This window comes from Pararhodospirillum photometricum DSM 122, assembly GCF_000284415.1.
Lineage (GTDB): Bacteria > Pseudomonadota > Alphaproteobacteria > Rhodospirillales > Rhodospirillaceae > Pararhodospirillum > Pararhodospirillum photometricum.
This window is the reverse complement of record NC_017059.1, coordinates 1,487,688-1,513,425: the sequence shown is the minus strand read 5'-3', so window position 1 is coordinate 1,513,425 and position 25,738 is coordinate 1,487,688. Positions and strand designations below refer to the sequence as shown.

Sequence of the window (25,738 nt, the reverse complement as noted above, 5' to 3'; positions counted from 1 at the left end):
CCTCACTTGTCGATCACTTCACCGGAGCGCTTGGCAAAGCGCACCTTGCGACCGTCTTCAAGAACCTTGAACCCGACGCGAGTCGGGGCTCCATCCTTGGGATCCTCGTGCGCAACGTTCGACACGTGGATCGGGGCCTCCATCTCGACGATGCCCCCGGCGGCGCCGGCGGTGGGACGCTGATGCCGCTTGACCACGTTGACGCCCTGGACCACGACCCGGCTCTCCTTGGGGATCGCGCGCAGCACGACACCCTTGCGGCCTTTGTCACGCCCCGTCAGGACGACAACCCGGTCGCCCTTCTTAATCTTGGCAGCGGACATTACAGCACCTCCGGAGCCAGCGAGATGATCTTCATGAACTTCTTGGCGCGCAGTTCGCGCACCACCGGTCCAAAGATGCGCGTACCGATGGGCTCGTTCTGCTTGTTCAGCAGGACGGCGGCGTTGCGATCAAACCGGATGGCCGACCCGTCCGGGCGACGAATTTCCTTGGCCGTGCGCACAATCACCGCACGGTGGACGTCGCCCTTCTTCACGCGCCCCCGGGGAATCGCGTCCTTGACGGACACGACGATCACGTCGCCGACTTCGGCGATCATCCGCTTCGAGCCGCCCAGCACCTTGATGCACTGCACCTGGCGGGCGCCCGAATTATCGGCGACGTCGAGCCGCGTCTGCATCTGGATCATTGATTAGGTCCTTATGTTCACGGATGGTTACCAGCAAACCCCGATGCCGGGTTCGGCCGGTCCTATTCCGCGTTATCCAGGATGACTTCCCAGGTCTTGGTCCGGGAAATCGGAGCGCATTCGCGAATGCGCACGATATCCCCGGTCTTGAACTGGTTATTTTCATCATGCGCCGAGAACTTCTTCGAACGCTTGATGAACTTCTTGTAAATGGGATGCTTGAAGCGACGTTCGACCTTGACCACAATGGTCTTGTCCATCTTGTCGCTGACCACAACCCCTTGCAAAATGCGCTTCGGCATAATCCTGTCCCTTCCCGCGCCTTACTCGGCCTGCCCGGCCCGCTCATTTTGAACGGTCTTGATCCGCGCGATATCGCGACGGATCTGGCGCACGCGGGCAGTATTTTCCAACTGACCGCTCGCCGCCTTAAAGCGCAGGTTGAACTGTTCTTTCTTCAGTTCCAGGACTGCCGCGCGAAGCTCGTCTTCCGACTTGCCCCGCAGGGTACCCACGTCCGTCATCGCTTAGGCCTCCCCGATTCGGGCAACAAACTTGGTCTTGATCGGCAGCTTGGCCGCCGCGAGCTCGAAAGCACCGCGGGCGATTTCCTCGCTGACCCCGTCCAGCTCGAACATGATGCGGCCGGGCTTGATCCGGACCACCCAATACTCGGGCGAGCCCTTACCGGAGCCCATACGGACTTCGGCAGGCTTTCGCGACACGGGAACGTCTGGGAACACGCGGATCCACAGGCGTCCCTGACGCTTCATGAAGCGGGTAATGGTCCGTCGGGCCGCTTCGAGCTGGCGCGCGGTCACGCGCTCCGGCTCCAAGGCCTTCAGACCGTAGGCCCCGAAATTAAGCTCAGTTCCGCCTTTAGACAAGCCATGAATGCGGCCCTTGTGCTGCTTGCGGAACTTTGTGCGCTTGGGTGAGAGCATGATCGTCCGTTCCCTTCCTTAGCGGCCCAGATCCTGGGCGCGCTTGTCCTGGGCCATCGGGTCGTGCTCCATGATCTCGCCCTTAAACACCCAGACTTTCACACCACACACACCATAGGTCGTGTGCGCCGACGCAGTCCCATAATCGACATCGGCCCGCAGCGTGTGCAGCGGCACGCGGCCTTCACGGTACCATTCGGTCCGGGCAATTTCCGCCCCGCCCAAACGACCGCCGCAGTTGATTCGGATGCCCTGGGCGCCCAGGCGCATCGCCGACTGCACGGCCCGCTTCATCGCACGGCGGAAAGCCACGCGACGCTCCAGCTGCTGCGCGATGTTCTCGGCCACCAACTGCGCGTCCAGTTCCGGCTTGCGGATCTCGACGATGTTGAGGTGAACCTCGTTGCCGGTCATCTGCTGCAGCTTGCGCCGCAGATTCTCGATGTCCTGGCCCTTCTTGCCGATCACCACACCCGGACGCGCCGTGTGAATGGTGATGCGCGCCTTCTTGGCCGGACGCTCGATGACGATGCGCGACACGCCAGCCTGCGCCAGCTTGCCCTTCAGGAAGGACTTAATGCGCAGGTCTTCGTGCAACAGCTTCGCGTACTCGCGCCCCGCGAACCAGCGCGAGTCCCACGTCCGGTTGATGCCCAGACGCAAGCCGATCGGATTGACCTTCTGTCCCATTACGCCGTCTCCTCGCGCTCGCGCACCACGATGGTCAAATTGCTGAAGGGCTTCTGGATCTTGCCCACGCGCCCACGAGCGCGCGCATGCCAGCGCTTCATCACCAGCGACTTGCCCACGTAGGCCTCGGCGACCACCAGACGGTCAACGTCGAGCTGGTGGTTGTTTTCGGCATTGGCAATGGCCGACTCGAGGGTCTTCAGCACCGTGCCGGCAATGCGGCGCGGCGAGAAGGCGAGCTCGGCCAGGGCGGCCTCGGCCGTCTTGCCGCGAATGGTTTCGGCCACGAGATTCAACTTGTAAGGGCTGGTGCGGATCATCTTGGCGACAGCACGCGCCTCGGTCTCCGCCACCCGCCGTTCGTTTGCCTGCTTGCCCATGGCTTACTTCCTCTTCGCCTTCTTATCGACGGCGTGGCCGTGGTACGTCCGCGTGGGCGCGAACTCGCCGAACTTGTGCCCGACCATCTGTTCGGTCACCAGCACCGGAATGAACTTGTGCCCATTGTAGACGCCGAAAGTCAGACCCACGAACTGCGGCATAATGGTCGAGCGACGCGACCAGATCTTGATGACCTCGTTGCGGCCCGAGGAGCGCGCCTTTTCGGCCTTAACGAGGAGGTATCCGTCAACAAACGGACCTTTCCATACGGAACGAGCCACGGCAGCTACTCCTTAACGCTTCTTCTTGGCGAGGTGACGCGACCGCATGATCAGCGAATCGGTCTTCTTATTGGAACGGGTCCGCTTGCCCTTCGTGGGTTTGCCCCACGGAGTCACCGGATGCCGTCCCCCGGAGGTCCGGCCCTCGCCGCCACCATGCGGGTGGTCGACCGGGTTCATGACCACGCCGCGAACGTGCGGGCGACGACCCTTCCAGCGATTACGCCCGGCCTTGCCGAGGTTTTCGTTCTGGTTATCCGGGTTCGACACCGCGCCGACCGTGGCCAGGCACTCGCCGCGCACCAGGCGCAGTTCGCCAGAGGACAGGCGCAGCTGGGCATAGCCCGCGTCCTTGCCCACCAGCTGACCGTAACACCCGGCAGAGCGCGCCAGCTGACCGCCCTTGCCCGGCTTCATCTCAATGTTATGGATGATCGTGCCGACGGGCATGTTCTTCAGCGGCATGGTATTGCCGGGCTTGATGTCCGCACGGTCGGCCGAGATCACCACGTCGCCCACGGCCAGGCGCTGCGGCGCCAGGATGTAGGACAGCTCGCCGTCCTCATAGCGAATGAGGGCGATGAAGGCGGTGCGGTTCGGGTCGTACTCCAGACGCTCGACCGTGGCGGGAACATCCACCTTGGTCCGCTTGAAGTCAACCAGACGATACCGCCGCTTGTTGCCGCCGCCCCGCTGCCACGCCGTAATCCGGCCCTGGTTATTGCGCCCACCGGTCTTGGTCAGACCTTCGGTCAACGCCTTAACAGGCTTGCCCTTGTACAGCTCGGAGCGATCCACCAACACCAGACCGCGCGTGCCCGGGGTGATCGGGTTAAATTGCTTCAGCGCCATCGGATCAGATCCCCGCCGTCACATCGATGGAGTGGCCCTCGGCCAGGGTGACGATGGCCTTCTTGGAATCCGAGCGGCTGCCCAGCGTCCCGCGGAAGCGCTTCACCTTCCCCTTGGTGCGAAGGGTGTTGACCGCCTTGACCTTGACCTTGAACAGCGCCTCGACGGCGGCCTTGATCTCGGGCTTGGTCGCGTCCAGCGGCACGCGGAAAATGACCTGGCCGTGCTCGCCGATCAGGGACGCCTTCTCGGTGATCACGGGCGAGCGTACGATATCGTACAGCCGCTCGTCGTTGATGCGCGGGGTCGCGTTCATTGCAGACGCTCCTCAAGGTGCTTCACGGCGTCCAGCGTCAGGACGAGGGTGTCCCGGCGCAAGATGTCGTAGACATTCGCTCCCTGGCTGGGGAGCACATCGATGCCGACGATGTTCCGCGCGGCCAGGGCGAACTTTTCGTCCACCTCGGGGCCGTCGATGAACAGCGCCTTGTTCAGGCCCAGGGCCTTGACCTGCGCCAGCAGGTCCTTGGTCTTGCCGTTCTCGGACTTGGCCTGATCCAAGATCAGGATTTCGCCCGCAGCGACCTTGGCCGACAGCGCCGTCTTCAGACCCAGCTTGCGGACCTTCTTGGGCAGATCGTGGGCGTGCGAGCGCACCACCGGCCCGAAGATGGTCGCGCCACCGCGGAACTGCGGCGAGCGCTTGGAGCCCTGACGGGCGTTACCCGTCCCCTTCTGCTTGAAGGGCTTGGCCGTCGTGCCGGAGATCTCGCTGATCCCCTTGGTCTTGTGGGTCCCGGCCTGGCGCTTCGCCAGCTGCCAGCGGACCAGACGGTGCAGCAGGTCCGCGCGAACCGGAAGGCCGAACACGGCCTCCGACAGCTCCACCGACCCGGCGTTCGCGCCGTCGAGGGTCTTCACCTCAAACTTCATCGCAGATTACTCCTTCTCGCCGTCAATGGCGGGCGACTCGGGAGCAGTCTCCAACCCCGACGCCTTCAGACCCGCAGGCAGAGGCACGCCGTCGGGGCGCTTGACCTTCACAGCGTCACGCACCTCAAGCCACGCCCCTTCGGCACCCGGCACCGACCCCTTGACCAGGATCAGGCCTCGGTCGGCGTCGGTCGCGACCACAGTCAGGCTCTGCTGGGTCATGCGCACATCGCCCATGTGCCCGGCCATCTTCTTGCCCTTGAACACGCGGCCGGGGTCCTGACACTGACCCGTCGAACCGTGCGAGCGGTGGCTGACCGACACGCCGTGGCTGGCTTCCAGACCACGGAAATTGTGCCGCTTCATCGCACCCGCAAAACCACGGCCGATGGTGATGCCCGCGACATCCACCTTCTGCCCGGCAATGAAGTGAGCGGCCGACAGCTCGGCGCCGGGTTCCAGGAGGCAGTCTTCACTGACTCGGAACTCCACCACCTTGCGCTTGGGCTCAACCTTCGCCTTCGCGTAGTGACCGCGAAGGGCTTTTGACGTGCGCTTGACCTTGGCAACGCCGGCGCCGAGCTGAACGGCCGTGTAGCCGTCCGTCGTCTCGGTGCGCACCGCCACCACCTGACAGGACTCAACCTTGAGCACCGTCACCGGCACATGGGCGCCTTCTTCGTTAAACAGGCGGGTCATCCCCACCTTTTGGGCAATAAGACCGGAACGCATGGTCCGACATCCTCACTCAATCTAGGCGTCAAAGCTTGATTTCGACGTCCACGCCGGCCGCCAGGTCGAGCTTCATGAGCGCATCCACGGTTTGAGGCGTCGGATCAACGATGTCCAGCAACCGCTTGTGGGTGCGGATCTCGAACTGCTCGCGGGACTTCTTGTCAATGTGCGGCGAGCGATTCAGGGTGAACTTCTCGATCCGCGTCGGCAGCGGGATCGGCCCGCGCACCTGGGCGCCCGTCCGCTTGGCGGTCGACACGATTTCCCGGGTGGACTGATCCAGTACCCGGTGATCGAACGCCTTGAGGCGGATGCGAATGTTCTGGCTGTCCATCATGGCCATCGTCCGATCCAGACTTTCAACAAAACCGTCATCAAAAACCATGGACGCCCGCCCGACGCAAGACCGGGACGAGCGTCCGGTGAAATTACTTCAGGATCGAAGCAACCACGCCCGCGCCAACGGTGCGGCCGCCTTCGCGGATCGCGAAGCGCAGACCTTCATCCATGGCGATGGGGGCGATCAGGTTGACCTTCATCGCGATGTTATCGCCCGGCATCACCATCTCGGTGCCCTCGGGCAGCTCGATGGTCCCGGTCACGTCCGTGGTACGGAAGTAGAACTGCGGACGATAGTTGGAGAAGAACGGCGTGTGACGGCCCCCTTCTTCCTTGGTCAGAATGTAGCACTCGCACTTGAACTCGGTGTGCGGCGTGATCGAGCCGGGCTTGGCCAGAACCTGACCGCGCTCCACGTCGTCGCGCTTGGTGCCACGCAGCAGGGCGCCGATGTTGTCGCCCGCTTCGCCCTGGTCGAGCAGCTTGCGGAACATTTCAACGCCGGTGCAGGTCGTCTTGACGGTCGGACGAATGCCGACGATCTCGACTTCCTCACCCACCTTCACCACGCCGCGCTCCACGCGACCGGTCACCACGGTGCCACGACCCGAGATCGAGAACACGTCTTCGATCGGCATCAGGAAGGCTTGTCCTTGGGACGGTCCGGCTGCGGAATGCTGGGGAGGCCCGCCTCCCCCAGCCTTCCCTTCGCCTGCTTTCAAACCGCAGAAGAAAGGAAAGACCGTGAGACATCGTCGTCATGCCCTGCGGCGGCGGGTGCAGCGGCTGGCCGTCTGGGCGCGGCGGTTGCGGTTGGCCCGGGGGCTTGCCGTGGTGCTGTTCCTGGCCGCCCTGGTCAGCGGGGCGGTCACGTTTTATGTGCTGTCCAACCCGACGCCGAACTCCCGGGCCATTTGGGTGCTGCTCAACGTCGATCTGGTCATCATCTTGGTGCTGGGGGTCCTGGTGCTGCGCTCGGGGGTGCGGCTGTGGACGGAGCGGCGCACCGGCCGCGCCAGTTCGCGCCTGCACGTGCGCCTGACGGTGTTGTTCAGCGCCGTGGCCATTACCCCGGCGATCTTGCTGGCGGTGTTTTCGGCCCTGGCTTTTCAACTGGGCTTCGAGAGCTGGTTTGATGACAAGGTTTCGACCGCTATTGAGGAATCGCAGGAGGTTGCCGAGGCTTATCTCAAGGCTCACCTGAACGCCATCGCCGGCGATGCCGCGTTGATGGCCAACGATCTCAATCGGGAATGGCGCCGCCTGCCGAATCAGCAGGTTCTCAACCAGTTTCTCAGTACCCTTTCCTTGGTCCGCAATCTTTCGGAAGTGGTGATCTTCACCGCCGACGGCACGGTGATCGGCCGGGCCGGATATACGATTTCTCTGCGTTTTGAACAGGTTCCCTCCTTTCTCATCGAGCAGGCCAACAAGGGGGAAGTGGTGGTGATGCCGGGGCAGGCCAACGACCGGGTCCGCGCTTTGGTTGAGTTGGCCGTGCCTTCGACCTACCTGTACATCGGGCGTTTTGTCGATCCTGCGGTGAGTGATCATATTGAAAAGGCCAACGCCGCCGTGGGTGAATATCTGGTATTTAAGGCCCAGAGCGCCCATCTTCAGATTCTTTACTTCTTGAGCTACATCGTTGTTTCTTTGTTGCTTTTGTTGGCGGCCATCTGGATGGGCATGAGTATTGCCAACCGCCTTGCCCGGCCAATCATGCAATTGGTTGACGCCGCCGAGAAGGTCAGCGAAGGCAACCTAGCGGTGCGGGTCCCCGAGACCCTGTCCAGCGACGAAGTGGCCTTGCTCGGCCGCGCCTTCAACCGCATGACCACCCGGCTTGAAAGCCAACACCGCCGCCTGACCGCCGCCAACGAGGAGCTGGATGAACGGCGCCGCTTTACCGAAACCGTGCTGGCTGGCGTCTCGGCCGGTGTGATCGGGGTGGATCCCGAGGGCCGCATCAAACTACCCAATCCCTCGGCCACAGCCTTGGTGGGCGAGACCCTGGAGAACTGGATCGGTCAGCCCATTGGCGCGGTCTTGCCCGACCTGGGGGCCTTGCTCACCGATGCCCGGCAACGGCCTGACCGGCCGGTGGAGCGGGAAATTGTTCTGGTCACGCCGGCCCGGCGTTCCCTGACCGTGCTGGTCCGGGTGGCGGCGGAGTGCTCGGAGGATGGCGTGACGGGCTTTGTCTTTACGTTTGATGACATCACCGAACTCCAGGCGGCGCAGCGCAAGGCAGCTTGGGCGGATGTGGCCCGACGCATTGCCCACGAGATCAAAAACCCCCTGACTCCCATCCAATTGTCGGCTGAACGGCTCAAGCGCAAGTATTTGCGCCAGATCACCGAAGATCCCGAAACCTTTGCGCGCTGCACCGACATCATCGTTCGTCACGTGAGTGATATTGGTCAGATGGTGGACGAGTTCAGCGCCTTTGCTCGCATGCCCGCCCCCGAGATTCGCGAGGCCGACCTTGCGGAGATCGTCTCGCAGGCGGTATTCTTGCAAAGCTCGGCCTATGGACGAATCGCCTACGAAACCTCTTTGCCTGCGGCGCCGGTGCGGGTGGCCTGCGACAGTCGCCAGATCTCCCAAGCCCTGACCAATCTGTTGAAAAACGCCGTGGAGGCCATTGAAGGGCGGGAGCGGCCTCCCGAGGGCGCGCCCCCCTTGCCAGAGGGACGGATCCGGGTCACTCTGAGCGTGACTGAGACGGGGGCTGCGGTGGCCCTACACGATAATGGACGGGGGCTGCCCCCCGACATGGAGCCCATGCGCCTGACCGAGCCTTATGTGACCACGCGCAGCAAGGGGACCGGTCTGGGCCTCGCCATTGTCAAGAAAATCCTGGAGGACCACGGGGGAACTCTGATACTGGAGAACGCTCCTGAGGGCGGTGCCGTTATTTCTTTCACGCTTCCCCTGGACCCCTCCGCCCCGTCTCTCGCCGTGCGGCAAGACGGGGCCGGTACCTTGCTCTCTGAGCCCCTGACTTTGGCCAAGCCTTTCCATGGCGCATGACATTCTGATCGTCGATGACGAAGAAGACATCCGCATGATGCTCGCCGGCATCTTGGAGGATGAAGGCTATGAAACCCGCGAGGCCCTGGACGCCGATTCGTGTCTGCGCGCCGTGGACGACCGCGTTCCCTCGGTGGTCATCTTGGACATCTGGATGCAAGGCAGCCGGCTTGATGGACTGGAGGTCCTAAAGCTGCTCAAGCGTGATTATCCGCTGCTGCCGGTGGTGATGATCAGCGGCCATGGCACCATCGAAACGGCGGTGAGTGCCATCAAGCAAGGGGCCTTCGACTTCATCGAAAAACCCTTCAAGGCCGATCGCTTGCTGCTGATCATCCAGCGGGCCATCGAGACCATGCGCCTAAAGCGGGAGAACGCCGAGTTGCGCCTGCGCGCGGGACCCGAGGTCGCCCTCATCGGAGCGGCCCCGGCCATGCAGCAGGTCATTCAGACCGTGGCCAAGGTCGCGCCCACCGGGTCGCGCGTCTTGATTTCCGGGCCGCCGGGCACCGGCAAGGAAGTGGTGGCGCGCATGATCCATACCCGCTCCCCCCGGGCGAGCCAACCCCTGGTGGTTGTGAACTGCGCAGCCATGCACCCTGACCGCATGGAAGCCGAGTTGCTGGGGACCGAAGCCGAGGGGGACGGCCCGCGCAAGATCGGTCTGTTCGAGCAGGCCGACGGGGGGACCTTGCTGCTGGACGAGGTGGCCGACATGCCCTTGGAGACCCAGGGCAAGATCGTGCGCATCTTGCAAGATCAGACCTTCGAGCGCCTGGGGGGCGGGCGGCGTATCCGGGTGGATGTGCGCGTCATCGCTAGCACCAACCGAGACCTCCAGCGCGAGATTGCCGAGGGGCGCTTTCGCGAGGACCTGTTTTATCGGCTGAATGTGGTGCCCTTGCGCCTGCCGCCCTTGCGGGAACGGCGCGAGGATGTGGAGGCCCTGGCCCTGCATTTCATGGAACGCGCGGCCCAGGTGTCGGGCTTGGTGCCCCGGCCTCTGGGCGAGGATGCCCTGGCCGCCATGCAGGCCTATGACTGGCCGGGCAATGTGCGCCAATTGCGCAACGTGATGGACTGGCTGCTGATCATGGCCCCTGGGGAAGTCCGCGACCCCATTCGGGCCGACATGCTGCCCTCCGAGATCACCGCCGTGACGCCGGATTCCTTGCGCCTGGACCGCTCCGGCGAAATCATGGCACTGCCCTTGCGAGAGGCGCGCGAAATGTTTGAGCGTGACTACCTGATTGCCCAGGTGACTCGGTTTGGCGGCAACGTTTCACGCACCGCCGAGTTTGTCGGCATGGAACGCTCGGCCTTGCACCGCAAGCTCAAGAGTCTGGGCGTGGCCGGCGTGGATCGTCTGAAAGGATGAGGGCGGCCTTTTTCCCCCTCCCTCTGGGCACGAGGTCTGAGCGATGAAAGTCATCATCTGCGGTGCGGGTCAGGTGGGTTTTTCCATTGGCCGCTATCTGGCGGCCGAAAACAACGACGTCACCATCATTGATCAGCGCCCCGACCTGATCCGGCAGGTGACCGATGCCCTCGACGTGCAGGCGATCTTGGGGCATGCCTCCTTGCCCAATGTGTTGGAGGCGGCAGGGGCCGCCGATGCCGACATGCTGATCGCCGTCACCCACGCCGACGAAGTCAACATGGTGGCGTGTCAGGTCGCCCATTCCCTGTTCAACGTGCCCACCAAGATGGCCCGGGTGCGCAATCAAAGTTATCTGCAAGCCCACTGGGCTAACTTGTTCTCCCGCGAGAACATGCCCATTGATGTGATCATCAGTCCCGAGATCGAAGTGGCCCGTGCGGTGACCCGGCGGCTCCTGGTGCCGGGCGCCATGGACGTGATTCCCCTGGCCAATGACCGGGTGCGGCTGATGGGGGTGCGCTGCACCGAAAAAACTCCGGTGGTCCACACGCCCCTGCGCCAGTTGACCCAGTTGTTTCCCGACTTGAACATCGTCGTGGTCGGCATTGTGCGCAACGGGCGCGCCAATGTGCCCAGCGCCGACGACCAAATGCTGCCCGGCGACGAGGTCTATTTCGTCGTGGCCTCGGATCGCACCGAGCGGGCCTTGTCGGCGTTTGGTCACGAAGAAGGGGCGGCCCGGCGAGTCCTGGTGCTGGGAGGAGGCAACATCGGCCTGTTTCTAGCCCAGGCTCTGGAGCGGGACTTCCCCCAGGTCACGGTCAAGGTCATCGAGGCCAATGGCGAACGGGCCCAGTGGGTCGCCAAGACCCTGAGCGGACGCACCACCGTCTTGATGGGCGATGCCCGCGACCCCGACTTGCTGCTGGAAGCGGGTGTAGCCCAGACCGAGGCGGTCATTGCCGTGACCAATGAGGACGAAACCAATGTGCTGGCTTCTCTGCTGGCCAAACGCCACGGCTGCCAAAGAACCATCACTCTCGTCAACAAAAGCACCTATAACAGCTTGGTCAGCGCGCTGGGCATTGACGTTGCGGTCAACCCGCGGGCCATCACGGTATCGAAGATCCTTCAGCACGTGCGCCGGGGGCGGATCCACTCTGTCCACTCGCTCCACGAGGGGTACGGCGAGTTGATCGAGGCCGACGCTCTGGAGACCTCGCCGCTCGTCGGCAAGCCGCTCAAGGAAGCCAACCTGCCCGCTGGGGTGTTGCTGGGCGCGATCGTGCGGGGTGACACGGTCATCAGTCCCCGGGCCACCACGGTTGTCCAGGCGGGGGATCGCATTATTTTGTTCGCCACCTCGGCCGCCATCAAGAAAGTCGAGAAGCTTTTCTCGGTCCGGCTGGAGTTCTTTTAGGTTTTGGGGTGAAAAAAGGAGTCGCGCCATGTCGCGCATTGCCTATGTCAATGGCCGGTATGTGCCGCACAGTCAGGCCATGGTTCATGTCGAGGATCGCGGCTATCAGTTTTCGGATGGCATCTACGAGGTGACGGGCGTCTACAAGGGCCGTCCCATTGATGCCGAGGGTCACTGGGAGCGGCTGGAGCGGTCCTTGCGGGAGCTCTCCATCGCCATGCCCATGAGTCGCCGCGCTCTCGATTTCGTCGCAAGCCAAGTGGTGCGGCGCAACCGGGTGGTCACGGGCATTGTGTATATCCAGGTGACGCGAGGCGTGTGGCCGCGCAATCATCCGTTCCCGCCCAAGGTCACCCCGCCCGCCCTGGTGATGACTGCCCGCAATGGCTTGGGGCCTGGGCAAGCGGTCGCCGAGCGCGGCGTGAGCGTGTATAGCCAGCCCGACATCCGCTGGGGCCGGCGCGACATCAAGACCGTCTCCTTGCTGCCCAATGTGCTGGCCAAGGAAAAGGCCCATCACGAGGGCGGGTTCGAGGCCCTGCTGGTCGCTTCCGATGGGACCGTGACCGAATGCGCCTCCTCCAATGCCTGGATCATCACCCGCGACGGCGTTCTGGTCACTCGGGCCCTGTCCAATGACATCCTGCCCGGGATCACCCGCGCGCGCTTGCGTGAGCTGGCGCTGGGCATGGGCATGCAGATCGAGGAACGCTCCTTCACCCTGGACGAGGCCAAGGCCGCCCGTGAGGTGTTCATCTCCTCGACCGGCTCCTTCGCCCTGCCGGTCGTGCGCATCGACGAGACCGTGATCGGCAACGGCGTGCCCGGGACCCTGACGCTGGGGCTGCGCGCCCGCTATCTGGAATTCCTGGAGTCCTTGAGCGGGCCCAAGTGGTATGATGGACACTGATCTGTCCGGGGACAGCCTGGTTTTTCCCCGGGCCGTTCTCCTCGACTGGGACAACACGGTGGTGGATTCCTGGCCTTGCATCCACGAGGCCATCACCACCACCTTGGTGGCTATGGGCCACGCCCCCTGGACCTTGGAGGAAACCCGCACCCGCGTGGGCCTGTCCATGCGCGAGGCCTTTCCGCTTCTCTTCAAGGAGAGGTGGCAGGAGGCGGGCCAGATCTTCATGGCCCGGTTTCGCGAGATCCACCTGGAGGCGCTGGTGCCCTTGCCCGGCGCGCTCGCCATGGTACGGGCGTTGAGCGGGCAGGGGATCCGCCTGGGGGTGGTCTCCAACAAGACCGGCGCTCTTTTGCGCCAGGAGGCCCAGGTGTTAGGCATTGCCGAGCTGTTTGACGCGTTGGTCGGGGCAGGGGATGCCCCGCGCGACAAGCCGGCACCCGATCCCGCCTTTCAGGCCCTGGCTCCCTCGGGGCTGGCCCCAGGGCCCGAGGTCTGGATGGTGGGCGATGCCGTGGTGGACATGGAGCTGGCTCATGCCCTGGGCGGCCCCGGGATCTTGTTGCGCCCCGAGGCGCCCCGGCCCGGCGAGTTCGGCGCAACCCCACCGTGTCGGCATGTCACGTCCTGCGACGCGGTGCTGGCATTGGTGGCGGCCGTCGGGGAAACCGCGGGTGCTTCGTTTGCAAAGACCGCCCAGGGGTGATAACCAGGGGCCGTGCCGCACTGCGATACATCAGGACATCCCCGGTGGCGGGGATCTCCCTTCCCTTAGGGACAAGAACGAGAGCGTGAAAGGGCCTTCCATGCCGGCCGAAAAGAGCCAGAATGTTCAAGACGTTTTTCTGAACCACATTCGCAAGAACAAGGCGCCGGTTACCATTTTCCTGGTCAATGGCGTGAAACTGCAGGGCATTGTGACTTGGTTTGACAATTTTTCCCTGCTGCTGCGTCGCGATGGCCATACCCAGCTTGTCTACAAGCACGCCATTTCCACCATCATGCCGTCGTCTCCCGTGCAACTCTTCGAGCCGAGCCGCGACGAGGCCGAGGCGGGAGCCTGACCCGGGTGACAACCTTCGAGTACGAAGGGCCGCCCCCGCCCACGCGGGCGGCGGTTCTCCATCCCAGCCTGCGCAAGGGCCCCGCCAAGGCCCGTTCCCCTCAAGATTGCCTGGAAGAAGCCAAAGGCCTTGCGACGGCCATTACCCTCGACGTGGTGCTGGCCGAAGTTGTGCCGCTCACCCGGCGGGTGCCCGCCACCTGCTTGGGCGGCGGTGCCGTGGAGCGGATCAAGGAGGAGGTCGAGCGCGAGTCGATTGCCCTGGTGGTCGTCGATACCCAGCTCACCCCCATCCAGCAGCGCAACCTCGAACGGGAGTGGGCGTGCAAGGTCATCGACCGCACCGGCCTGATCTTGGAAATCTTTGGCGAGCGGGCCCGCACCGCCGAGGGTAAGCTCCAGGTCGAACTGGCCCACCTGACCTACCAGCGCTCGCGCTTGGTGCGCAGTTGGACCCACTTGGAACGCCAGCGCGGCGGCAGTGGCTTCCTGGGGGGGCCCGGTGAAACCCAGATCGAACTCGACCGCCGCTTGATTGACGATCGCATCGTCCGGCTCAAACGCGAGCTGGAAGAGGTGCGACGCACCCGGGGCCTGCACCGCGAGGCCCGCAAGCGGGTGCCTTATCCGGTGGTGGCCCTGGTCGGCTATACCAACGCCGGCAAATCCACCTTGTTCAACCAGTTGACCGCCGGTGGCGTGCTCGCGAAGGACATGCTGTTCGCCACCTTGGACCCGACCATGCGGGCCCTTGACCTGCCCTCGGGACGCAAGGTGATCTTGTCGGACACGGTGGGCTTTGTCTCCGACCTGCCGCACGAACTGGTCGCCGCCTTCCGCGCCACCTTGGAAGAGGTTCAGGCCGCCGATGTGATCGTGCATGTGCGCGACATCGCCGGGCTCGACACCGAGGCCCAGAAAGCCGACGTCGAAGACGTCTTGCGCGGCATGGACCTGGAGGAGCGTCAGCCCCTGGAGGCCTTGAATAAAGCCGATTGTCTCGACCCCGAGGAGCGTGCCCGGCTGGAGGAAGACTTGGCGCCTGATAGCGATCAGGTCATGCTCTCGGCCTTGACCGGCGAGGGGCTGGATCGGCTGCTGGCCCGGATCGACGCCCGCTTGGCGTTGGCCCGTCTGGTTCTGGAGGTGCGTCTTCCCTTGGAGGATGGAGCCACCTTGGCGTGGTTGTACCGCAAGGGCGAGGTGCTGGAACGTCGGGATGACGAGGACCACTGTGTGTTGACGGTTCGGCTCGACCCCGCCGATGTCGGGCGTCTGCCGCCGGCCTACCGGCCGCCCAGTCCGCCGGACACGTTATTTTAGAAAGGCTGGGGAGGCGCGGCCTCCCCAGACCCCGCGTTTCTTGAGGGGATAAAGGGGAGGTCTGGAGGCATGCGGATTGATCCAGACACGGTCACGCAGGTGATCCGCGAGGTCGTGGACGACGAGGTTCTGCCGCGCTTTCGCGCCCTGGGGCCTGGGGATGTGCGGACCAAGACCGGACCGCAGGACTTGGTCACCGAGGCCGATCTTCGGGCCGAGGTCGCCTTGTCACGCCGCCTGACCGAGTTGCTGCCAGGATCCCAGGTGGTTGGCGAGGAGGCCATCCATGCCCATCCTGAGGGCTTGCGGGCCTTGAGGGAGGCGGATCCGGTCTGGGTGATTGATCCCGTGGATGGCACCGGCAACTTTGCTGCGGGCCACCCGCTGTTCGCCTGCATCGTCGCCCTGGTTCACCAGGGGCAGACCCTCATGGGGTGGATCGACCATTGCCTGGAACGGCGCACGACCGTCGCCGTGTCCGGCGGGGGAACGTGGTGTGCCGGCCAGCCCGTGCACCTGACCCCGGCGCTCCCCTCGGCGGCCCTGGTCGGCCACGTGGGCGGCCGGCCGTTTCAACGCGCCCTGGAGCCTCATGTGCGGGTCGAGCGGGTCGGCTCCGCCGCGCATGCCTATCTCGCCATGCTGGCCGGCACCGCTGACTTTGCCGCCTTCACCCGCATGAAGGTCTGGGATCATGCCGCCGGGATATTGATGATCCAGGAGGCGGGCGGCGCCGCTCGCCTGCATGATGGCCGGGCCTACGCCCCGACTCTGTCCGAGGGCCACCCCCTCCTGGCCCGCGATGAACCGACCTGGACTAGGCTCGCCGCCCTTTTATCCGATAAGGCCGGGGAGGCGCGGCCTCCCCAGACCCCTCGTTCCCCTTGAGAGATCCCCCGGGATTGGAGGGGTCTGGGGAGGCCACGCCTTCCCGGCCTTCCTTTTACCTCTCCACCGGAGGCGGCGCCGAAGACTTGAGGTCCACCTCCAAAACCGGCCGCTCGGCGCTCAAGCTGATATCCCAATCATAGGCCACGAAGTTCTGGAACCCCCGGGCCGTCACGTGCTTGGGGTTGCCGCGCAGAGGCTTGGCATCGGTCACCACCCGGAACTTGCCCGTGACATGCAAGCCGGCCTGGGCGATCTGCTCGCGCTGGGAGGACTTGAGGGCCTGGGAGCGGACCATGGCCCGGCCATCCTCGAAGGTTTCGATGATGATCAGGGGATCGGTGCGGCGGACAAATACCATCTGGTCGCGCGGCCCCAGGCGTCCCGATCGCTCATACAAGACGGCAAAGCGCCCCTGACCCAGGGATCGAATCTCCTTGAACCCATTGTCGCGCTTGAGATCGCGCAGAAGGGCTTGGGTTTTTTCCTGAATCTCCACCGCCGAGAGCTTCTTGCCCTTGATCTCCTGCACCAGCGGTGCCCACACCAGCTCTCCCTTGTAGGTCAGGGCGTAATCTCCGTTCCGTCCCAAGCGCACCTCGGCCAGGAAGTGATCGGGCAGCCAGCATGAGGTCAGGAGAACGAGACAAGCCAAGAGGGCGCCCAGACGCGGGGCGCAGGCGCTCAGGCGAGAGCGGTCTTGCCGCTGCGTTCGCGCCGTTTGGCATCGGCCCATAGCTCCTCCATTTCGTCCAAGGTGGCATCGGCCGGGGACTGGCCGCGGGCGGCGAGGCCGGCCTCGACATGACGGAAGCGACGCTCGAACTTGGCGTTGGCCAGACGCAAGGCCCGCTCCGGGTCCTGGCCCAGCTTACGGGCGAGTTGGGCGACGACAAAGAGCATGTCGCCCAGTTCGCCGGCCACCAGCTCGGGATCGCTGCCTGCCGTTAGTTCATCCTGAAGCTCGCGGACTTCCTCGTCCAGCTTTTCAAAGACGGCGGCCGGGGTCGGCCAGTCAAAGCCGACAGGCGCCACGCGCTGGCCCAGTTTTTGCGCCCGGGACAAGGCGGGCAGGGCCTGGGTCACGCCATCAAGGACGCTGGGGGCTTGGCCGCTGGCCGCAGCCCGGGCCGCGCGCTCGGCGGCCTTCTGGCGCTCCCAGGCCTGGGTTTGCGCCTGGGCGTCGCGCACGGCCTCGTCGCCAAACACGTGGGGATGGCGACGGACCAGCTTGTCGGCCATGGCGGTGGCCACGTCGTCGAAGGTGAACAGGCCCTGCTCCTCGGCAAGGCAGGCGTGATAGACGACCTGAAAGAGCAGGTCGCCCAGTTCATCACGCAGATCCGCTGTCGTTCCCCGCTCGATGGCATCGACCACTTCATACGCTTCTTCAAGGGTATGGGGGGCGATGCTGGCAAAGGTCTGCACCTTGTCCCAGGGGCATCCCGTTTCGGGATCGCGCAGGCGGACCATGATCGCGCGCAGGCGGTCGATCGGGGAAGGGGCCATGACAACAGGTCTCCAGAGCAGGGAAGCGACGGCGTGTCGTTACGCCTTGCCGATAAAGGCGGGCAGGGCGAAGGCGGCGGCGTGAACGTTGTCGGTATAATAGCGTGTCTGGGTCAGGCCGGCCGCCTGGACCCGGGCGGTGATGACCTCGGGGGCGGGGACGGCCCGACTGGCGTCGTCGCTAGCCCACCCCAGGGTCATGAAGCCCCCGACATAGGTGGGAGCGGCCAGGACATAGGCGCCCACAGAAGCGAAGCTCTGGCGGAGATTAGCCTGCACGCGGGGCAACTCGTCAGGCTGGAGGAAGGGGACGCCCGCCTGCACCACCAAAATGCCGCCCTCGGTCAGGCAGCGCTTGCAGTCGGCATAAAACTCGGGAGTGAACAGCCCAGCGGCCGGGCCGGTGGGGTCGGTGGAATCGACCAAGATCACATCGAAGCGCTCGGTGGTCTCGGCCACGAAGCGGATGCCATCGGCGATCAGCAGGTGGGTGCGGGGGTCGTCGAAGGCGCCGGCGCTCACCGAGGGCATGTACTCCAGGCCGCGATCGACCACCGAGCGGTCGATTTCCACCATGGTGGCCTGTTCGACGCCCGGGTGACGCAGAACCTCGCGCAAGGTGCCTCCGTCGCCGCCGCCGATGATCAGAACGCGGCGGGCGGCGCCGTGGCCGATCAGCGGCACGTGGGCCATCATTTCGTGATAGACAAACTCATCGCGCTCGGTCAGTTGGGTCACGCCATCAAGCAACATCACCCGGCCAAAGGTCGGATTCTCAAGGATCACCAGATCCTGCAGATCCGTCTTTTCGCGGTACAGGACGCGCGAAGCCAGAAAGGTTTGGCGCCAGGCGGGATGAAGGGTTTCGGCAATCCAGTCGTCGGTCATGGTGCTCTTGAGTCGCTTATAGGGGGTGGAAAGGGGGAGTCGGGGCAGGAAACCTCACTCCCGGCCCTGGCGCAACCTTTTAAAGGACAGGCTGGGGAGCGCGGCCTCCCCAGGCCCCTCCCTTCCTGGAGGACACGCCCGCCTGGTCGCCGATCATGACATTTTGGCCCGGGGACCGTTTTCCTCTTGCGTGGGGGGGAAAAAGGGGTAAGGTCCCCTTCCGAATAAAGCGCACCTGACCCGGGATGATGTTTTGGGGGGTGCGTTTGTTTTTGGGTTCACACCACACACGAGGCTTGTTCACCACGAAACAAGACCCTTCGGGTTCAACGCTGGTTAGAGGGATTGAGAATATGCGTCACGCATCCCCCCAATTGGCGGTGAATACTGAAGCGGAGGCCCGCGAAGCCCGAGCAGAGGTAAGATCCGTTCCGTCCGTCGCTCTTAAGGTTGTCGAGTCCCAACTCCCCTTGAGTGACGACAGATTAGACCATTTTATCACCGAGAATGGTCTAACGTTCGCGGGCAGGCATTTGATTCTGGACCTGTGGAATGCCACCGGCCTGGATGACATTGACCTGATCGAGCGCGCCATGCGTCATGCCGTGGACGTGGCTGGGGCCACTTTGTTGCACATCCATCTGCATCACTTCTCGCCCAATGGCGGGGTGTCCGGGGTGGCGGTGTTGGCAGAGTCGCACATCAGCATCCATACGTGGCCCGAGTGCGGCTACGCGGCCCTCGATATTTTTATGTGCGGCAACGCCCAGCCTTTGCGGGCGGTTCCGGTGTTCCGCGAGGCGTTCAAGGCCGGCCAGGCCAACCTTTCCGAACATAAACGCGGCATGATCTAACGTCCGTTACGACGGTCGTTGGTGCGTCTTCGTTGAGCGATCCCGGAGCAGGGGGGCGTGAGGGCCTTTCCCTGCCCGTCGCTTCCCTTCTGCTCATCCGGCAACTTCTTGCACCGAGCGCCGTCCCCTGCCGGGGCCGTCACGGGCCGAAGACCGGGCTTCCCTTTAGTGGAGAGTCCGATGCGTTCCCATGCCTTTTTCGCCGATGCCCCCTCCGCCCTCCCGGACCTCGAGTGCGAGGAGCGCGCCAGCGCCCCGACGTTGAGCTTGGTGGCCCCCGCCCCGCAGTGGGTGGCCCCGGGCCTGACCGCCAAGATGGCGGCCTTCCTGGCCGAAGAACCGCAAACCCCCTGCTTGGTGGTGGACCTCGACGTCGTTGAGGACAACTTCCGCCGCTTGCGCGCGGCGCTGCCCGAGGCCGAGGTGTTCTACGCCGTCAAGGCCAATCCGGCCCGCCCGCTGCTGGCCCGCCTCGTCGGTCTGGGCTCGTCCTTCGACACCGCGAGCCTGCCCGAAATCGACATGTGCCTGGATGTGGGCGCCGATCCGGCGCGCATCTCGTATGGCAATACCATCAAAAAGGCCCGTGACATCGCCGCCGCCTATGAGCGCGGCGTGCGCCTTTACGCCTTCGACGCCGAGGAAGAGCTGGAGAAGATCGCCCAGCATGCCCCGGGCTCTCAGGTGTTCTGCCGCCTGTTCGTCGATAACAAGGGCGCCCAGTGGCCGCTGTCGCGCAAGTTTGGCTGCTCGGTGCGCATGGCCGGCGACCTGCTGCGCAAGGCCCAAAGCCTGGGGCTGGAGCCGCATGGCCTGTCCTTTCACGTCGGCTCGCAGCAAAACGACCCGGGGCAGTGGGATGTGGCCCTCTCCCTGGTCGCCGGCCTGTTCGCCGAGCTGGCCGAGGACGGCATTCACCTGGGCATGGTCAACTTGGGGGGAGGGCTGCCCACGCCCTACGGCGCCCCGGTCATGACTGTTGAGGCTTATGGGGCCAAAATCCAGGAGACCGTCGGCCGCCTGTTCCCGACCCGTCCGCGCCTGATCGTCGAGCCCGGCCGCTACATGGGCGGTAACGCCGGCATCTTGGAAACCGAGGTGGTGCTGGTGTCGCGCAAGGACCAAGCCGAGGAGCGCCGCTGGGTGTATGTCGATGCCGGACGCTTTAACGGTCTGGCCGAGACCGAGGGGGAGGCGATCGTCTACCCCATGGTGTCCCCCCGCGACGGTGACCCGGACGGTCCGGTGATCCTGGCGGGCCCGACCTGCGACAGCGTGGACATCCTTTATGACAAGAGCGGCATTCGACTGCCCTTGAGCCTGCGCGCCGGCGACCGCCTGCGCCTGCTCTCGGCCGGTGCCTATACCACCACCTACGCCTCGGTGGGCTTCAACGGCTTTTCGCCGATCAAGGCCCACTACCTCTAAGAGCCTCTTAAAGAACGGAGCGGTCCGGGGAAGCAGCGCCTCCCCGGACTGTTTGATTCTGCCTGAATGCCAACACAATCGGGTTTGCAGGTAGAGCGCTTGCGCTTATGCCCCCTTGCGACCTTCCTCGTCGCCCCCTCACAATACCCCTTGCAGTATAGCAGAAAAGCTGGTTTTTCGCTTAATTATGCCTATTTACCCTTAGGTCTCCCGGCCTTGGGACTCGAGGGCCAAGACAGTGTTCTTCGGCCTGCGGGAAACAAAACAAAAATGCCTTGAGGCAGGGGGCTTGGTGGTGTGCGGGGAGGAAGAGAAAGGGATGACCATGCGGCAGGGAGGCCACGCCCAGCACGGCTTCGGCCAGGGCGAAACAAATGAGGAATACGAGCGTCTGCGCGCGTTTCATGGCTTGGATCGGGCCTGTTGCGCCACCTTGAAACGATTGGGTGAGCGGTTTGAAGGCGTCCTTCCCGGACACGCGCGGGCCTTCTACGACCATGTCATGGCCGACCCCGCCATGACCGAGAGCATCAACGCCTCGGGCGGGGTCGAACGCCTTAAAAAACTCCAGCAAGAGCACTGGCGGACCCTGTTCGCCGCCCCCGCCGGCCCCCAGCATCAGGAGGCGGCCAAGCGGGTCGGCTTGGCCCACGAGCGCATTGGCCTGTCTCCCGAGTGGTTTATCGGCGGAACCTTGAAGCAGGCCGAGTTGTTCGTCGGGACCGTGCTAGAGCAGCACCGCCGCCCGGCCGAGGCACGCGAGGCGATCATTGCGGTGCTGCGCGCCTTGTTCTTCGACATGGGCCAGTCGGTGGGCTCCTACGAGCATCGGGGCGTCGCGGCCCTGGTGGAAAGCGAAATCCTCAGCTTGTCCGATATGCTGGAGCGCGAAGCCATTAATACGGTTGCGGAAATCGGCCACAAGGCCGCGCGTTTCAATCAAATCGCCGGGCAGGTTGCCAAGCGTTCAGAAGCCCTGGATCAGATTGCCGCCGAGTTGGCCCAGACCGCCACCCAGGTTGCGGTGGAAATCCAGTCCGTTGCCTCGGCGGCCATGCAGCTTCACACCCTGGGGGCCGCCATCGCCCAGCGGATCGAGGGCACCGCCGATGCGTCGCGCGCCATGGCCGATAATGCCCGGCTGGCCTCGGATACGGTGGCCGATTTGCAAGGCGCCGCTGACCAAATCGCCGATGTTGTCCACCTGATCCGCACCATTGCCGCCCAAACCCGCCTTCTGGCCCTGAATGCCGCCATCGAGGCGGCGCGGGCAGGCGATGCCGGCCGGGGCTTTGCTGTGGTGGCCGGCGAGGTCAAAACCCTGGCCAGCCAGACCGATGCCAGCATTGGCGATGTCTCGGCCCGAGCCCAGGAAATCCATCAGGGCACGGTGAGCACTGCCGGGCGTATCGAGACCGTGGTGCGCTCGATCACCGACATGGAACGCGCTGCCGGGGAAATCGCCCTGGCCGCGCGCGAACAGCAAGCCGCCTCGGACGATATCGCCCGCTGTGTGAACGGCGCAGCGCAAGGGGCGGCGCGCGTCGCCGAGCGCATGCGCGACATCGCCCAGCAGGCCGAAGCCAACAACAGCAGCTCGGATTGCCTGACCGACATGTCCGACGGCCTCAAACGCGACATGGCGGTGTTGCGCGACCGGATCATGGGGATTGTCCGAACCTCCACCACCCACGACACCCATGTCCGGGTGCCCGTGGCCATTGAGGCCAATGTTCGCGAGTCCAACAGCGTCAGCCACCCCATCATGATCGTCGATCTATCCACGGCCGGCGCCCTGATCCGGTCCCGCGATGGGCAACAGCCCCGGTCTTGGCCGATGGGAACATCGTTGACCCTCACCCTATCCACGCCGGCCTCCCTGGGCGAGGTGGCGTGTCGGGTCCTTATGCCCTCGGGGACAGCAACCCATGTTCAGTTCACCAGCCTTAATACCACCCAGCGTCAGGACTTGGGCGATGCCCTCAAGGCTATCAAAGCTCGAGATGACCGCATGGCGGCCTTGTGCCAAGAGGTCGCCGCTACTGTGATCCGCCTGTTCGAGGACGGCCTGCGGACCCGCAAGATCGGACGCGATGAGCTGTTTGACGAAAACTACGAGCCGATTCCTGGAACCGATCCGGTCCAGATGCGCACCCGCTTCCTCGATTTCGCCGACCGGGTGTTGCCAGCGGTGCTTGACGGAGCCGTGACGCGACTTCCCGACATTGTTTTTTGCGTCGCCATCGACCGCAACGCCTACATTCCCACCCACAACGCCGCCTACAGCAAACCTCAGCGGCCCGATGATCCGGTGTGGAACACGGCCAACGCTCGTAACCGCCGCATTTTTGATGATCGCGCCGGCCTGTTGGCCGCGCATAATCGCGAACCAGTGTTCTTCCAGACGTATGATCGCAATATGGGCGGCGGCAAGGTGGTGTTTCTCAAGGAAGTGGACGTCCCGATCACCCTCCAAGGTGAGCACTGGGGGGGGCTGCGCTTGGCTTATCGGGGATAGGAAATGAAGGCTGGGGAGGCGCGCTCTCCCCAGACCCCTCGTCTTTTTGAGGACAAGGGCTATAATCGCCGCGCTCGGAATCAGGGCGGCGAGGGGAGGGGACGTGTCCATGCGTGCGTATCGGCGTCGGCTCGGGGGCGTGGCCCTGGGCGTCGTTTTCCTGGCGCCCAGCGCCTGGGCTGAGGATTTGGAATTCACCCTCTTGAATGCTGTGGACAGCGACCTTGTGGCCTTTCAGGTTGCGCCCGCCGGCAACGACGACTGGGGGCGCAACCTGCTCAAGCACCGGCTGCCCCGTGGAGTCGAAACCCAGGTTCTGATCCCCAACGGCATGCCGTCTTGCACCTATGATGTGCGCGGGACCTTCGCCAACGGCGAGGTTTTGGAGGAAGACGCCCTGGATGCCTGCGACTTGGGGGGGTATACCTTCGAGAAATGAAGGCAGCAGGGGGCTGGGGAGGCCGCACCTCCCCAGAGACTTCCTTTAATCTACGACACCTTGCGCGCTCCCAACCGCCGCCGCCGCTCTCGCGCCTTCGGCACGAGAGGCAAGGTGACCTGGAACGTGCATCCTGGCCCCCCTCCTACCGCTTGGGCCCGAATGCTGCCACCATGGTGTTCAATCAGTTTCTTGCAGATCGCCAAGCCAATCCCGGTCCCGCCGGCCCGCGCCATCCCCGAGCGCAAGCGCCGGAACATGCCAAACACCGCCTCTTCCTCGCCGGCTTCAAGACCGATACCGTTGTCGCGAACCTGGATCGACGCCTGCCCCGCGTCGCCCGAGGCCTCGATCCGAATCTCCAAGGGACGCTCGGGATCGCGATATTTAAGGGCGTTGCCGATCAGGTTCTCAAAAACCCGCTCCAAATCCGACTCGGTTCCGCGAACCACGGGTAGGGCAGGGGAGATCTCAATCCGCGCCTTGGTTTCCTCGATAGCCGGGGCCAAGGTACGCAAAACGCGCTCCAGCACCGCAGCGAGAGAAACCGCCGTGCTGTCGCCGGAATCACGCCCGACACAGGCATAGTCTAAAAGATCGGCGATCAGCTGATCCATCCGCTGGGCGCCGCGCACCGCCTCTCCGATGAAATCCAGGGCGTCCGGGCTCAAATCGGCCCCCATGCGCCTCAAGAGAAGCTGGAGGTAGGAGGTGATCATGCGCAAGGGTTGGCGCAGATCATGGGAGACCGCATACGCAAACTGCTCTAGTTCAATATTAATGGCCCGCAGCTGGGCCTCATTGGTCTTGAGGGTTGTGATGTCGGAAAACAGGCAAACGTAATGAGTGGTCTGACCAGCCGCATCACGCACCGCATTGATGGTGACCAATTCTGGATAGACTTCGCCGGATTTCCGCTGGTTCCAGATCTCTCCCCGCCAAGATCCCGTTTCCCGCAAGCTTTGCCACATCGCCTGATAAAAAGCCGCATCATGGTGCCCCGAGGCCAAAAGCCGTGGCGTCTGGCCGAGAACCTCTTCCGCGGCATACCCCGTAACGGTGGTAAAAGCCGGGTTGACCCGAATGATCGTCTCATCGGGCGTCGTCACCATGATCGCTTCGGCGCTGGTATCTAAGATCGCGTCCGCAAGGCGTGCCTTGGTTTCCGCCAGAACCCGTGCGGTGATGTTGAGGTGGCTGACCGCCACGCCTCCYCAGGCACTTTCTCGAATGGGCGTCGCTTCCATCAGAAACCAACGTTGTTCCGTCGGGGAATGGCACGGATATTCCCATTGAAAAAAATCACGGCGACCGGTCAAAACCTCTTTCAGGCCATGGGTGACCTCATCAACGTCATCGCGCTCTGGCCCTTTAACAGCCTGACAAACCTCCAGATAATTGACCCCGCGCCAGTCCAGGTCCACCGGGGCTCCGTTGGCCGAGCCAAACTCCACCCAGCCCTTGTTGACGTGGCGAATTGTCCCTTCGCGGTCCAAGATCACGAGGTTTTCGGGAATGGCGTCGATATACGAGGACAGCCGCTGGGCTTCCATTGCCGGGACACTGCCCTCGAGAAACGTCACGCAGGCACCGCCCCAAGGTGGCGGTAAGGGCGAGAGGACCACATGGACCAGTCCGCCCGGCCCAGGGACGTAGCGATCCACCGGGCGCCTGTCCGTTTGGGCCGTGTGCAGGTCGCGGGCAAAGTCGGGATAGCGGAGGGCACCCGGCGCCTCTTGGATCACCTCAGCGGGGGTCCAGGTCACCCAAGAGGGGAGGGGGGCGCTTCCCTCTCTCATCCGCGAGTGTTCATCCAGATAAACGACACTGACCACCATCGCAAGGACGCTCCGGCCTCTCTGCGAACCAATCCCTGATGTCCCGGCCTGACGGCATTGGGCGATGGGGCCGGACCCTTCCTCTTGAGGATATAGATACGTCTCCCAGGCTGGCTCGGCAAGAGAGCCATGGGATATGGGATTTTTGATTGTCGCATAATGTATATTATGAATAGAGGGCGACAAAATAGGTAAGGGCGAAAGGCGGTGACCAAAGGCGCATCTGCGATGGTTGTTTTTTTAGGGGAGATGGCCGCTTTTAGGGACGTCTACTGCCATGGCAGTTTTTCGCGACGAAGGGGGAGATTCTGTCTGCCATCGTAGGCGTATCTGCGGGGATTGGCTGCAATGGCAGTTAAAAAGAAAGGCTGGGGAGGCAAGCCTCCCCAGCCCCCTCATC

General features: G+C 63.9%; 29 protein-coding genes and 1 pseudogene. 12 read left to right on the top strand and 18 right to left on the bottom strand.

Features of this window, described 5'->3' with window-relative positions; genetic code table 11:
* Nucleotides 1-2 precede the first annotated feature (2 nt).
* The 14 genes and pseudogenes from rplX to RSPPHO_RS06585 form a co-directional block, all read right to left on the bottom strand.
* Nucleotides 3-323 (bottom strand): 50S ribosomal protein L24, encoded by a 321-nt coding sequence (gene rplX / locus RSPPHO_RS06650; protein WP_014414498.1) that lies wholly within the window; start codon nt 321-323, stop codon nt 3-5.
* Nucleotides 323-691: a 50S ribosomal protein L14 gene (rplN, locus tag RSPPHO_RS06645; protein ID WP_014414497.1), complete on the bottom strand. Its 369-nt coding sequence runs from the start codon at nt 689-691 to the stop codon at nt 323-325. The genes rplX and rplN overlap by 1 nt, the downstream gene beginning before the upstream one ends.
* Nucleotides 692-753: 62 nt before the next feature.
* The gene (gene rpsQ, locus RSPPHO_RS06640; protein ID WP_014414496.1) at nt 754-993 is read right to left on the bottom strand and encodes a 30S ribosomal protein S17; all 240 of its coding nucleotides are present in this window, start codon (nt 991-993) and stop codon (nt 754-756) included.
* Nucleotides 994-1,014: 21 nt separating this feature from the next.
* Nucleotides 1,015-1,215 (bottom strand): 50S ribosomal protein L29, encoded by a 201-nt coding sequence (gene rpmC, locus RSPPHO_RS06635; protein ID WP_014414495.1) that lies wholly within the window; start codon nt 1,213-1,215, stop codon nt 1,015-1,017.
* Between the two features lie 3 nt (nt 1,216-1,218).
* A complete protein-coding gene (rplP, locus tag RSPPHO_RS06630; protein WP_014414494.1) occupies nt 1,219-1,635 on the bottom strand; it encodes a 50S ribosomal protein L16 in 417 nt (138 codons plus the stop codon).
* A gap of 18 nt (nt 1,636-1,653) precedes the next feature.
* Nucleotides 1,654-2,325 carry a 30S ribosomal protein S3 gene (gene rpsC, locus RSPPHO_RS06625; RefSeq protein WP_014414493.1) on the bottom strand — a complete coding sequence of 224 codons (672 nt, stop codon included), beginning with the start codon at nt 2,323-2,325 and terminating at the stop codon, nt 1,654-1,656.
* Nucleotides 2,325-2,705 (bottom strand): 50S ribosomal protein L22, encoded by a 381-nt coding sequence (rplV, locus tag RSPPHO_RS06620; RefSeq protein ID WP_014414492.1) that lies wholly within the window; start codon nt 2,703-2,705, stop codon nt 2,325-2,327. The genes rpsC and rplV overlap by 1 nt, the downstream gene beginning before the upstream one ends.
* Nucleotides 2,706-2,708: 3 nt before the next feature.
* Nucleotides 2,709-2,987, bottom strand: coding sequence for a 30S ribosomal protein S19 (gene rpsS, locus RSPPHO_RS06615; RefSeq protein WP_014414491.1), 279 nt, complete (start codon nt 2,985-2,987; stop codon nt 2,709-2,711).
* A 12-nt stretch (nt 2,988-2,999) separates the two neighbouring features.
* Nucleotides 3,000-3,839: a 50S ribosomal protein L2 gene (rplB, locus tag RSPPHO_RS06610; protein WP_014414490.1), complete on the bottom strand. Its 840-nt coding sequence runs from the start codon at nt 3,837-3,839 to the stop codon at nt 3,000-3,002.
* Nucleotides 3,840-3,843: 4 nt separating this feature from the next.
* Entirely contained in the window at nt 3,844-4,155 is a 312-nt protein-coding gene (locus RSPPHO_RS06605; RefSeq protein ID WP_014414489.1) for a 50S ribosomal protein L23, read from the bottom strand.
* The gene (gene rplD / locus RSPPHO_RS06600; protein ID WP_014414488.1) at nt 4,152-4,772 is read right to left on the bottom strand and encodes a 50S ribosomal protein L4; all 621 of its coding nucleotides are present in this window, start codon (nt 4,770-4,772) and stop codon (nt 4,152-4,154) included. The genes RSPPHO_RS06605 and rplD overlap by 4 nt, the downstream gene beginning before the upstream one ends.
* A 6-nt stretch (nt 4,773-4,778) precedes the next feature.
* Nucleotides 4,779-5,504, bottom strand: coding sequence for a 50S ribosomal protein L3 (gene rplC / locus RSPPHO_RS06595; RefSeq protein WP_014414487.1), 726 nt, complete (start codon nt 5,502-5,504; stop codon nt 4,779-4,781).
* A 28-nt stretch (nt 5,505-5,532) separates the two neighbouring features.
* The gene (rpsJ, locus tag RSPPHO_RS06590; RefSeq protein ID WP_041796781.1) at nt 5,533-5,841 is read right to left on the bottom strand and encodes a 30S ribosomal protein S10; all 309 of its coding nucleotides are present in this window, start codon (nt 5,839-5,841) and stop codon (nt 5,533-5,535) included.
* A gap of 94 nt (nt 5,842-5,935) precedes the next feature.
* Nucleotides 5,936-6,522: pseudogene (locus tag RSPPHO_RS06585) on the bottom strand (EF-Tu C-terminal domain-related protein); the annotation flags it as partial.
* Nucleotides 6,523-6,590: 68 nt separating this feature from the next.
* On the opposite strand from RSPPHO_RS06585, the gene RSPPHO_RS06580 reads away from it, so the two are divergent.
* From RSPPHO_RS06580 to RSPPHO_RS06545, 8 genes are all read left to right on the top strand, one after another.
* Nucleotides 6,591-8,879 carry a sensor histidine kinase NtrY-like gene (locus tag RSPPHO_RS06580; protein ID WP_014414484.1) on the top strand — a complete coding sequence of 763 codons (2,289 nt, stop codon included), beginning with the start codon at nt 6,591-6,593 and terminating at the stop codon, nt 8,877-8,879.
* Nucleotides 8,869-10,257 (top strand): nitrogen assimilation response regulator NtrX, encoded by a 1,389-nt coding sequence (ntrX, locus tag RSPPHO_RS06575; RefSeq protein ID WP_014414483.1) that lies wholly within the window; start codon nt 8,869-8,871, stop codon nt 10,255-10,257. The genes RSPPHO_RS06580 and ntrX overlap by 11 nt, the downstream gene beginning before the upstream one ends.
* A 43-nt stretch (nt 10,258-10,300) precedes the next feature.
* Entirely contained in the window at nt 10,301-11,680 is a 1,380-nt protein-coding gene (gene trkA / locus RSPPHO_RS06570; RefSeq protein WP_014414482.1) for a Trk system potassium transporter TrkA, read from the top strand.
* Nucleotides 11,681-11,708: 28 nt separating this feature from the next.
* On the top strand, nt 11,709-12,590 hold the full coding sequence (locus RSPPHO_RS06565; RefSeq protein ID WP_041794670.1) for a D-amino-acid transaminase: 882 nt from the start codon (nt 11,709-11,711) through the stop codon (nt 12,588-12,590).
* The gene (locus RSPPHO_RS06560; RefSeq protein ID WP_014414480.1) at nt 12,577-13,296 is read left to right on the top strand and encodes an HAD family hydrolase; all 720 of its coding nucleotides are present in this window, start codon (nt 12,577-12,579) and stop codon (nt 13,294-13,296) included. The genes RSPPHO_RS06565 and RSPPHO_RS06560 overlap by 14 nt, the downstream gene beginning before the upstream one ends.
* Before the next feature lie 100 nt (nt 13,297-13,396).
* Nucleotides 13,397-13,654: an RNA chaperone Hfq gene (gene hfq / locus RSPPHO_RS06555; protein WP_041794669.1), complete on the top strand. Its 258-nt coding sequence runs from the start codon at nt 13,397-13,399 to the stop codon at nt 13,652-13,654.
* A 5-nt stretch (nt 13,655-13,659) separates the two neighbouring features.
* A complete protein-coding gene (gene hflX, locus RSPPHO_RS06550) occupies nt 13,660-14,976 on the top strand; it encodes a GTPase HflX (protein ID WP_014414478.1) in 1,317 nt (438 codons plus the stop codon).
* Between the two features lie 69 nt (nt 14,977-15,045).
* The gene (locus tag RSPPHO_RS06545; protein ID WP_014414477.1) at nt 15,046-15,864 is read left to right on the top strand and encodes an inositol monophosphatase family protein; all 819 of its coding nucleotides are present in this window, start codon (nt 15,046-15,048) and stop codon (nt 15,862-15,864) included.
* 55 nt (nt 15,865-15,919) lie between these two features.
* On the opposite strand, the gene RSPPHO_RS06540 is transcribed toward RSPPHO_RS06545, so the two are convergent.
* Genes RSPPHO_RS06540 through speE form a run of 3 tightly spaced genes read right to left on the bottom strand, consistent with a single transcriptional unit; the run spans nt 15,920 to nt 18,261 of the window.
* Nucleotides 15,920-16,519 (bottom strand): hypothetical protein, encoded by a 600-nt coding sequence (locus RSPPHO_RS06540; RefSeq protein ID WP_242390586.1) that lies wholly within the window; start codon nt 16,517-16,519, stop codon nt 15,920-15,922.
* Nucleotides 16,520-16,548: 29 nt separating this feature from the next.
* Complete coding sequence (mazG, locus tag RSPPHO_RS06535) at nt 16,549-17,373, bottom strand: nucleoside triphosphate pyrophosphohydrolase (protein ID WP_014414475.1); 825 nt, start codon at nt 17,371-17,373, stop codon at nt 16,549-16,551.
* Nucleotides 17,374-17,412: 39 nt separating this feature from the next.
* Nucleotides 17,413-18,261 (bottom strand): polyamine aminopropyltransferase, encoded by an 849-nt coding sequence (speE, locus tag RSPPHO_RS06530; RefSeq protein ID WP_014414474.1) that lies wholly within the window; start codon nt 18,259-18,261, stop codon nt 17,413-17,415.
* Nucleotides 18,262-18,506: 245 nt separating this feature from the next.
* Between speE and speD the strand changes: the two genes are divergently transcribed.
* The 4 genes from speD to RSPPHO_RS06510 all read left to right on the top strand — a co-directional run bounded on the left by speD (nt 18,507) and on the right by RSPPHO_RS06510 (nt 23,500).
* Nucleotides 18,507-19,115, top strand: a complete 609-nt coding sequence (gene speD, locus RSPPHO_RS06525) for an adenosylmethionine decarboxylase (protein ID WP_014414473.1) — start codon at nt 18,507-18,509, stop codon at nt 19,113-19,115.
* 303 nt (nt 19,116-19,418) lie between these two features.
* Entirely contained in the window at nt 19,419-20,543 is a 1,125-nt protein-coding gene (locus RSPPHO_RS06520; RefSeq protein ID WP_041796775.1) for a type III PLP-dependent enzyme, read from the top strand.
* Nucleotides 20,544-20,862: 319 nt separating this feature from the next.
* Nucleotides 20,863-23,061, top strand: coding sequence for a methyl-accepting chemotaxis protein (locus RSPPHO_RS06515; RefSeq protein WP_041794666.1), 2,199 nt, complete (start codon nt 20,863-20,865; stop codon nt 23,059-23,061).
* Between the two features lie 109 nt (nt 23,062-23,170).
* Nucleotides 23,171-23,500, top strand: coding sequence for a hypothetical protein (locus tag RSPPHO_RS06510; protein ID WP_041794664.1), 330 nt, complete (start codon nt 23,171-23,173; stop codon nt 23,498-23,500).
* A 50-nt stretch (nt 23,501-23,550) separates the two neighbouring features.
* Here RSPPHO_RS06510 and RSPPHO_RS17665 read toward each other — a convergent pair whose 3' ends face one another.
* Nucleotides 23,551-25,164 (bottom strand): sensor histidine kinase, encoded by a 1,614-nt coding sequence (locus RSPPHO_RS17665; RefSeq protein WP_162138087.1) that lies wholly within the window; start codon nt 25,162-25,164, stop codon nt 23,551-23,553.
* Nucleotides 25,165-25,738 lie beyond the last annotated feature (574 nt).

Excerpts from the sequence above, each read along its gene's own strand:
- rplX (WP_014414498.1), bottom strand. The coding sequence starts at position 323 with ATGTCCGCTGCCAAGATTAAGAAGGGCGACCGGGTTGTCGTCCTGACG.
- rplN (WP_014414497.1), bottom strand. The coding sequence starts at position 691 with ATGATCCAGATGCAGACGCGGCTCGACGTCGCCGATAATTCGGGCGCC.
- rpsQ (WP_014414496.1), bottom strand. The coding sequence starts at position 993 with ATGCCGAAGCGCATTTTGCAAGGGGTTGTGGTCAGCGACAAGATGGAC.
- rpmC (WP_014414495.1), bottom strand. The coding sequence starts at position 1,215 with ATGACGGACGTGGGTACCCTGCGGGGCAAGTCGGAAGACGAGCTTCGC.
- rplP (WP_014414494.1), bottom strand. The coding sequence starts at position 1,635 with ATGCTCTCACCCAAGCGCACAAAGTTCCGCAAGCAGCACAAGGGCCGC.
- rpsC (WP_014414493.1), bottom strand. The coding sequence starts at position 2,325 with ATGGGACAGAAGGTCAATCCGATCGGCTTGCGTCTGGGCATCAACCGG.
- rplV (WP_014414492.1), bottom strand. The coding sequence starts at position 2,705 with ATGGGCAAGCAGGCAAACGAACGGCGGGTGGCGGAGACCGAGGCGCGT.
- rplB (WP_014414490.1), bottom strand. The coding sequence starts at position 3,839 with ATGGCGCTGAAGCAATTTAACCCGATCACCCCGGGCACGCGCGGTCTG.
- RSPPHO_RS06605 (WP_014414489.1), bottom strand. The coding sequence starts at position 4,155 with ATGAACGCGACCCCGCGCATCAACGACGAGCGGCTGTACGATATCGTA.
- rplD (WP_014414488.1), bottom strand. The coding sequence starts at position 4,772 with ATGAAGTTTGAGGTGAAGACCCTCGACGGCGCGAACGCCGGGTCGGTG.
- rplC (WP_014414487.1), bottom strand. The coding sequence starts at position 5,504 with ATGCGTTCCGGTCTTATTGCCCAAAAGGTGGGGATGACCCGCCTGTTT.
- rpsJ (WP_041796781.1), bottom strand. The coding sequence starts at position 5,841 with ATGGACAGCCAGAACATTCGCATCCGCCTCAAGGCGTTCGATCACCGG.
- ntrX (WP_014414483.1), top strand. The coding sequence starts at position 8,869 with ATGGCGCATGACATTCTGATCGTCGATGACGAAGAAGACATCCGCATG.
- trkA (WP_014414482.1), top strand. The coding sequence starts at position 10,301 with ATGAAAGTCATCATCTGCGGTGCGGGTCAGGTGGGTTTTTCCATTGGC.
- RSPPHO_RS06565 (WP_041794670.1), top strand. The coding sequence starts at position 11,709 with ATGTCGCGCATTGCCTATGTCAATGGCCGGTATGTGCCGCACAGTCAG.
- RSPPHO_RS06560 (WP_014414480.1), top strand. The coding sequence starts at position 12,577 with ATGATGGACACTGATCTGTCCGGGGACAGCCTGGTTTTTCCCCGGGCC.
- hfq (WP_041794669.1), top strand. The coding sequence starts at position 13,397 with ATGCCGGCCGAAAAGAGCCAGAATGTTCAAGACGTTTTTCTGAACCAC.
- RSPPHO_RS06545 (WP_014414477.1), top strand. The coding sequence starts at position 15,046 with ATGCGGATTGATCCAGACACGGTCACGCAGGTGATCCGCGAGGTCGTG.
- mazG (WP_014414475.1), bottom strand. The coding sequence starts at position 17,373 with ATGGCCCCTTCCCCGATCGACCGCCTGCGCGCGATCATGGTCCGCCTG.
- speE (WP_014414474.1), bottom strand. The coding sequence starts at position 18,261 with ATGACCGACGACTGGATTGCCGAAACCCTTCATCCCGCCTGGCGCCAA.
- speD (WP_014414473.1), top strand. The coding sequence starts at position 18,507 with ATGATGTTTTGGGGGGTGCGTTTGTTTTTGGGTTCACACCACACACGA.
- RSPPHO_RS06515 (WP_041794666.1), top strand. The coding sequence starts at position 20,863 with ATGACCATGCGGCAGGGAGGCCACGCCCAGCACGGCTTCGGCCAGGGC.
- RSPPHO_RS06510 (WP_041794664.1), top strand. The coding sequence starts at position 23,171 with ATGCGTGCGTATCGGCGTCGGCTCGGGGGCGTGGCCCTGGGCGTCGTT.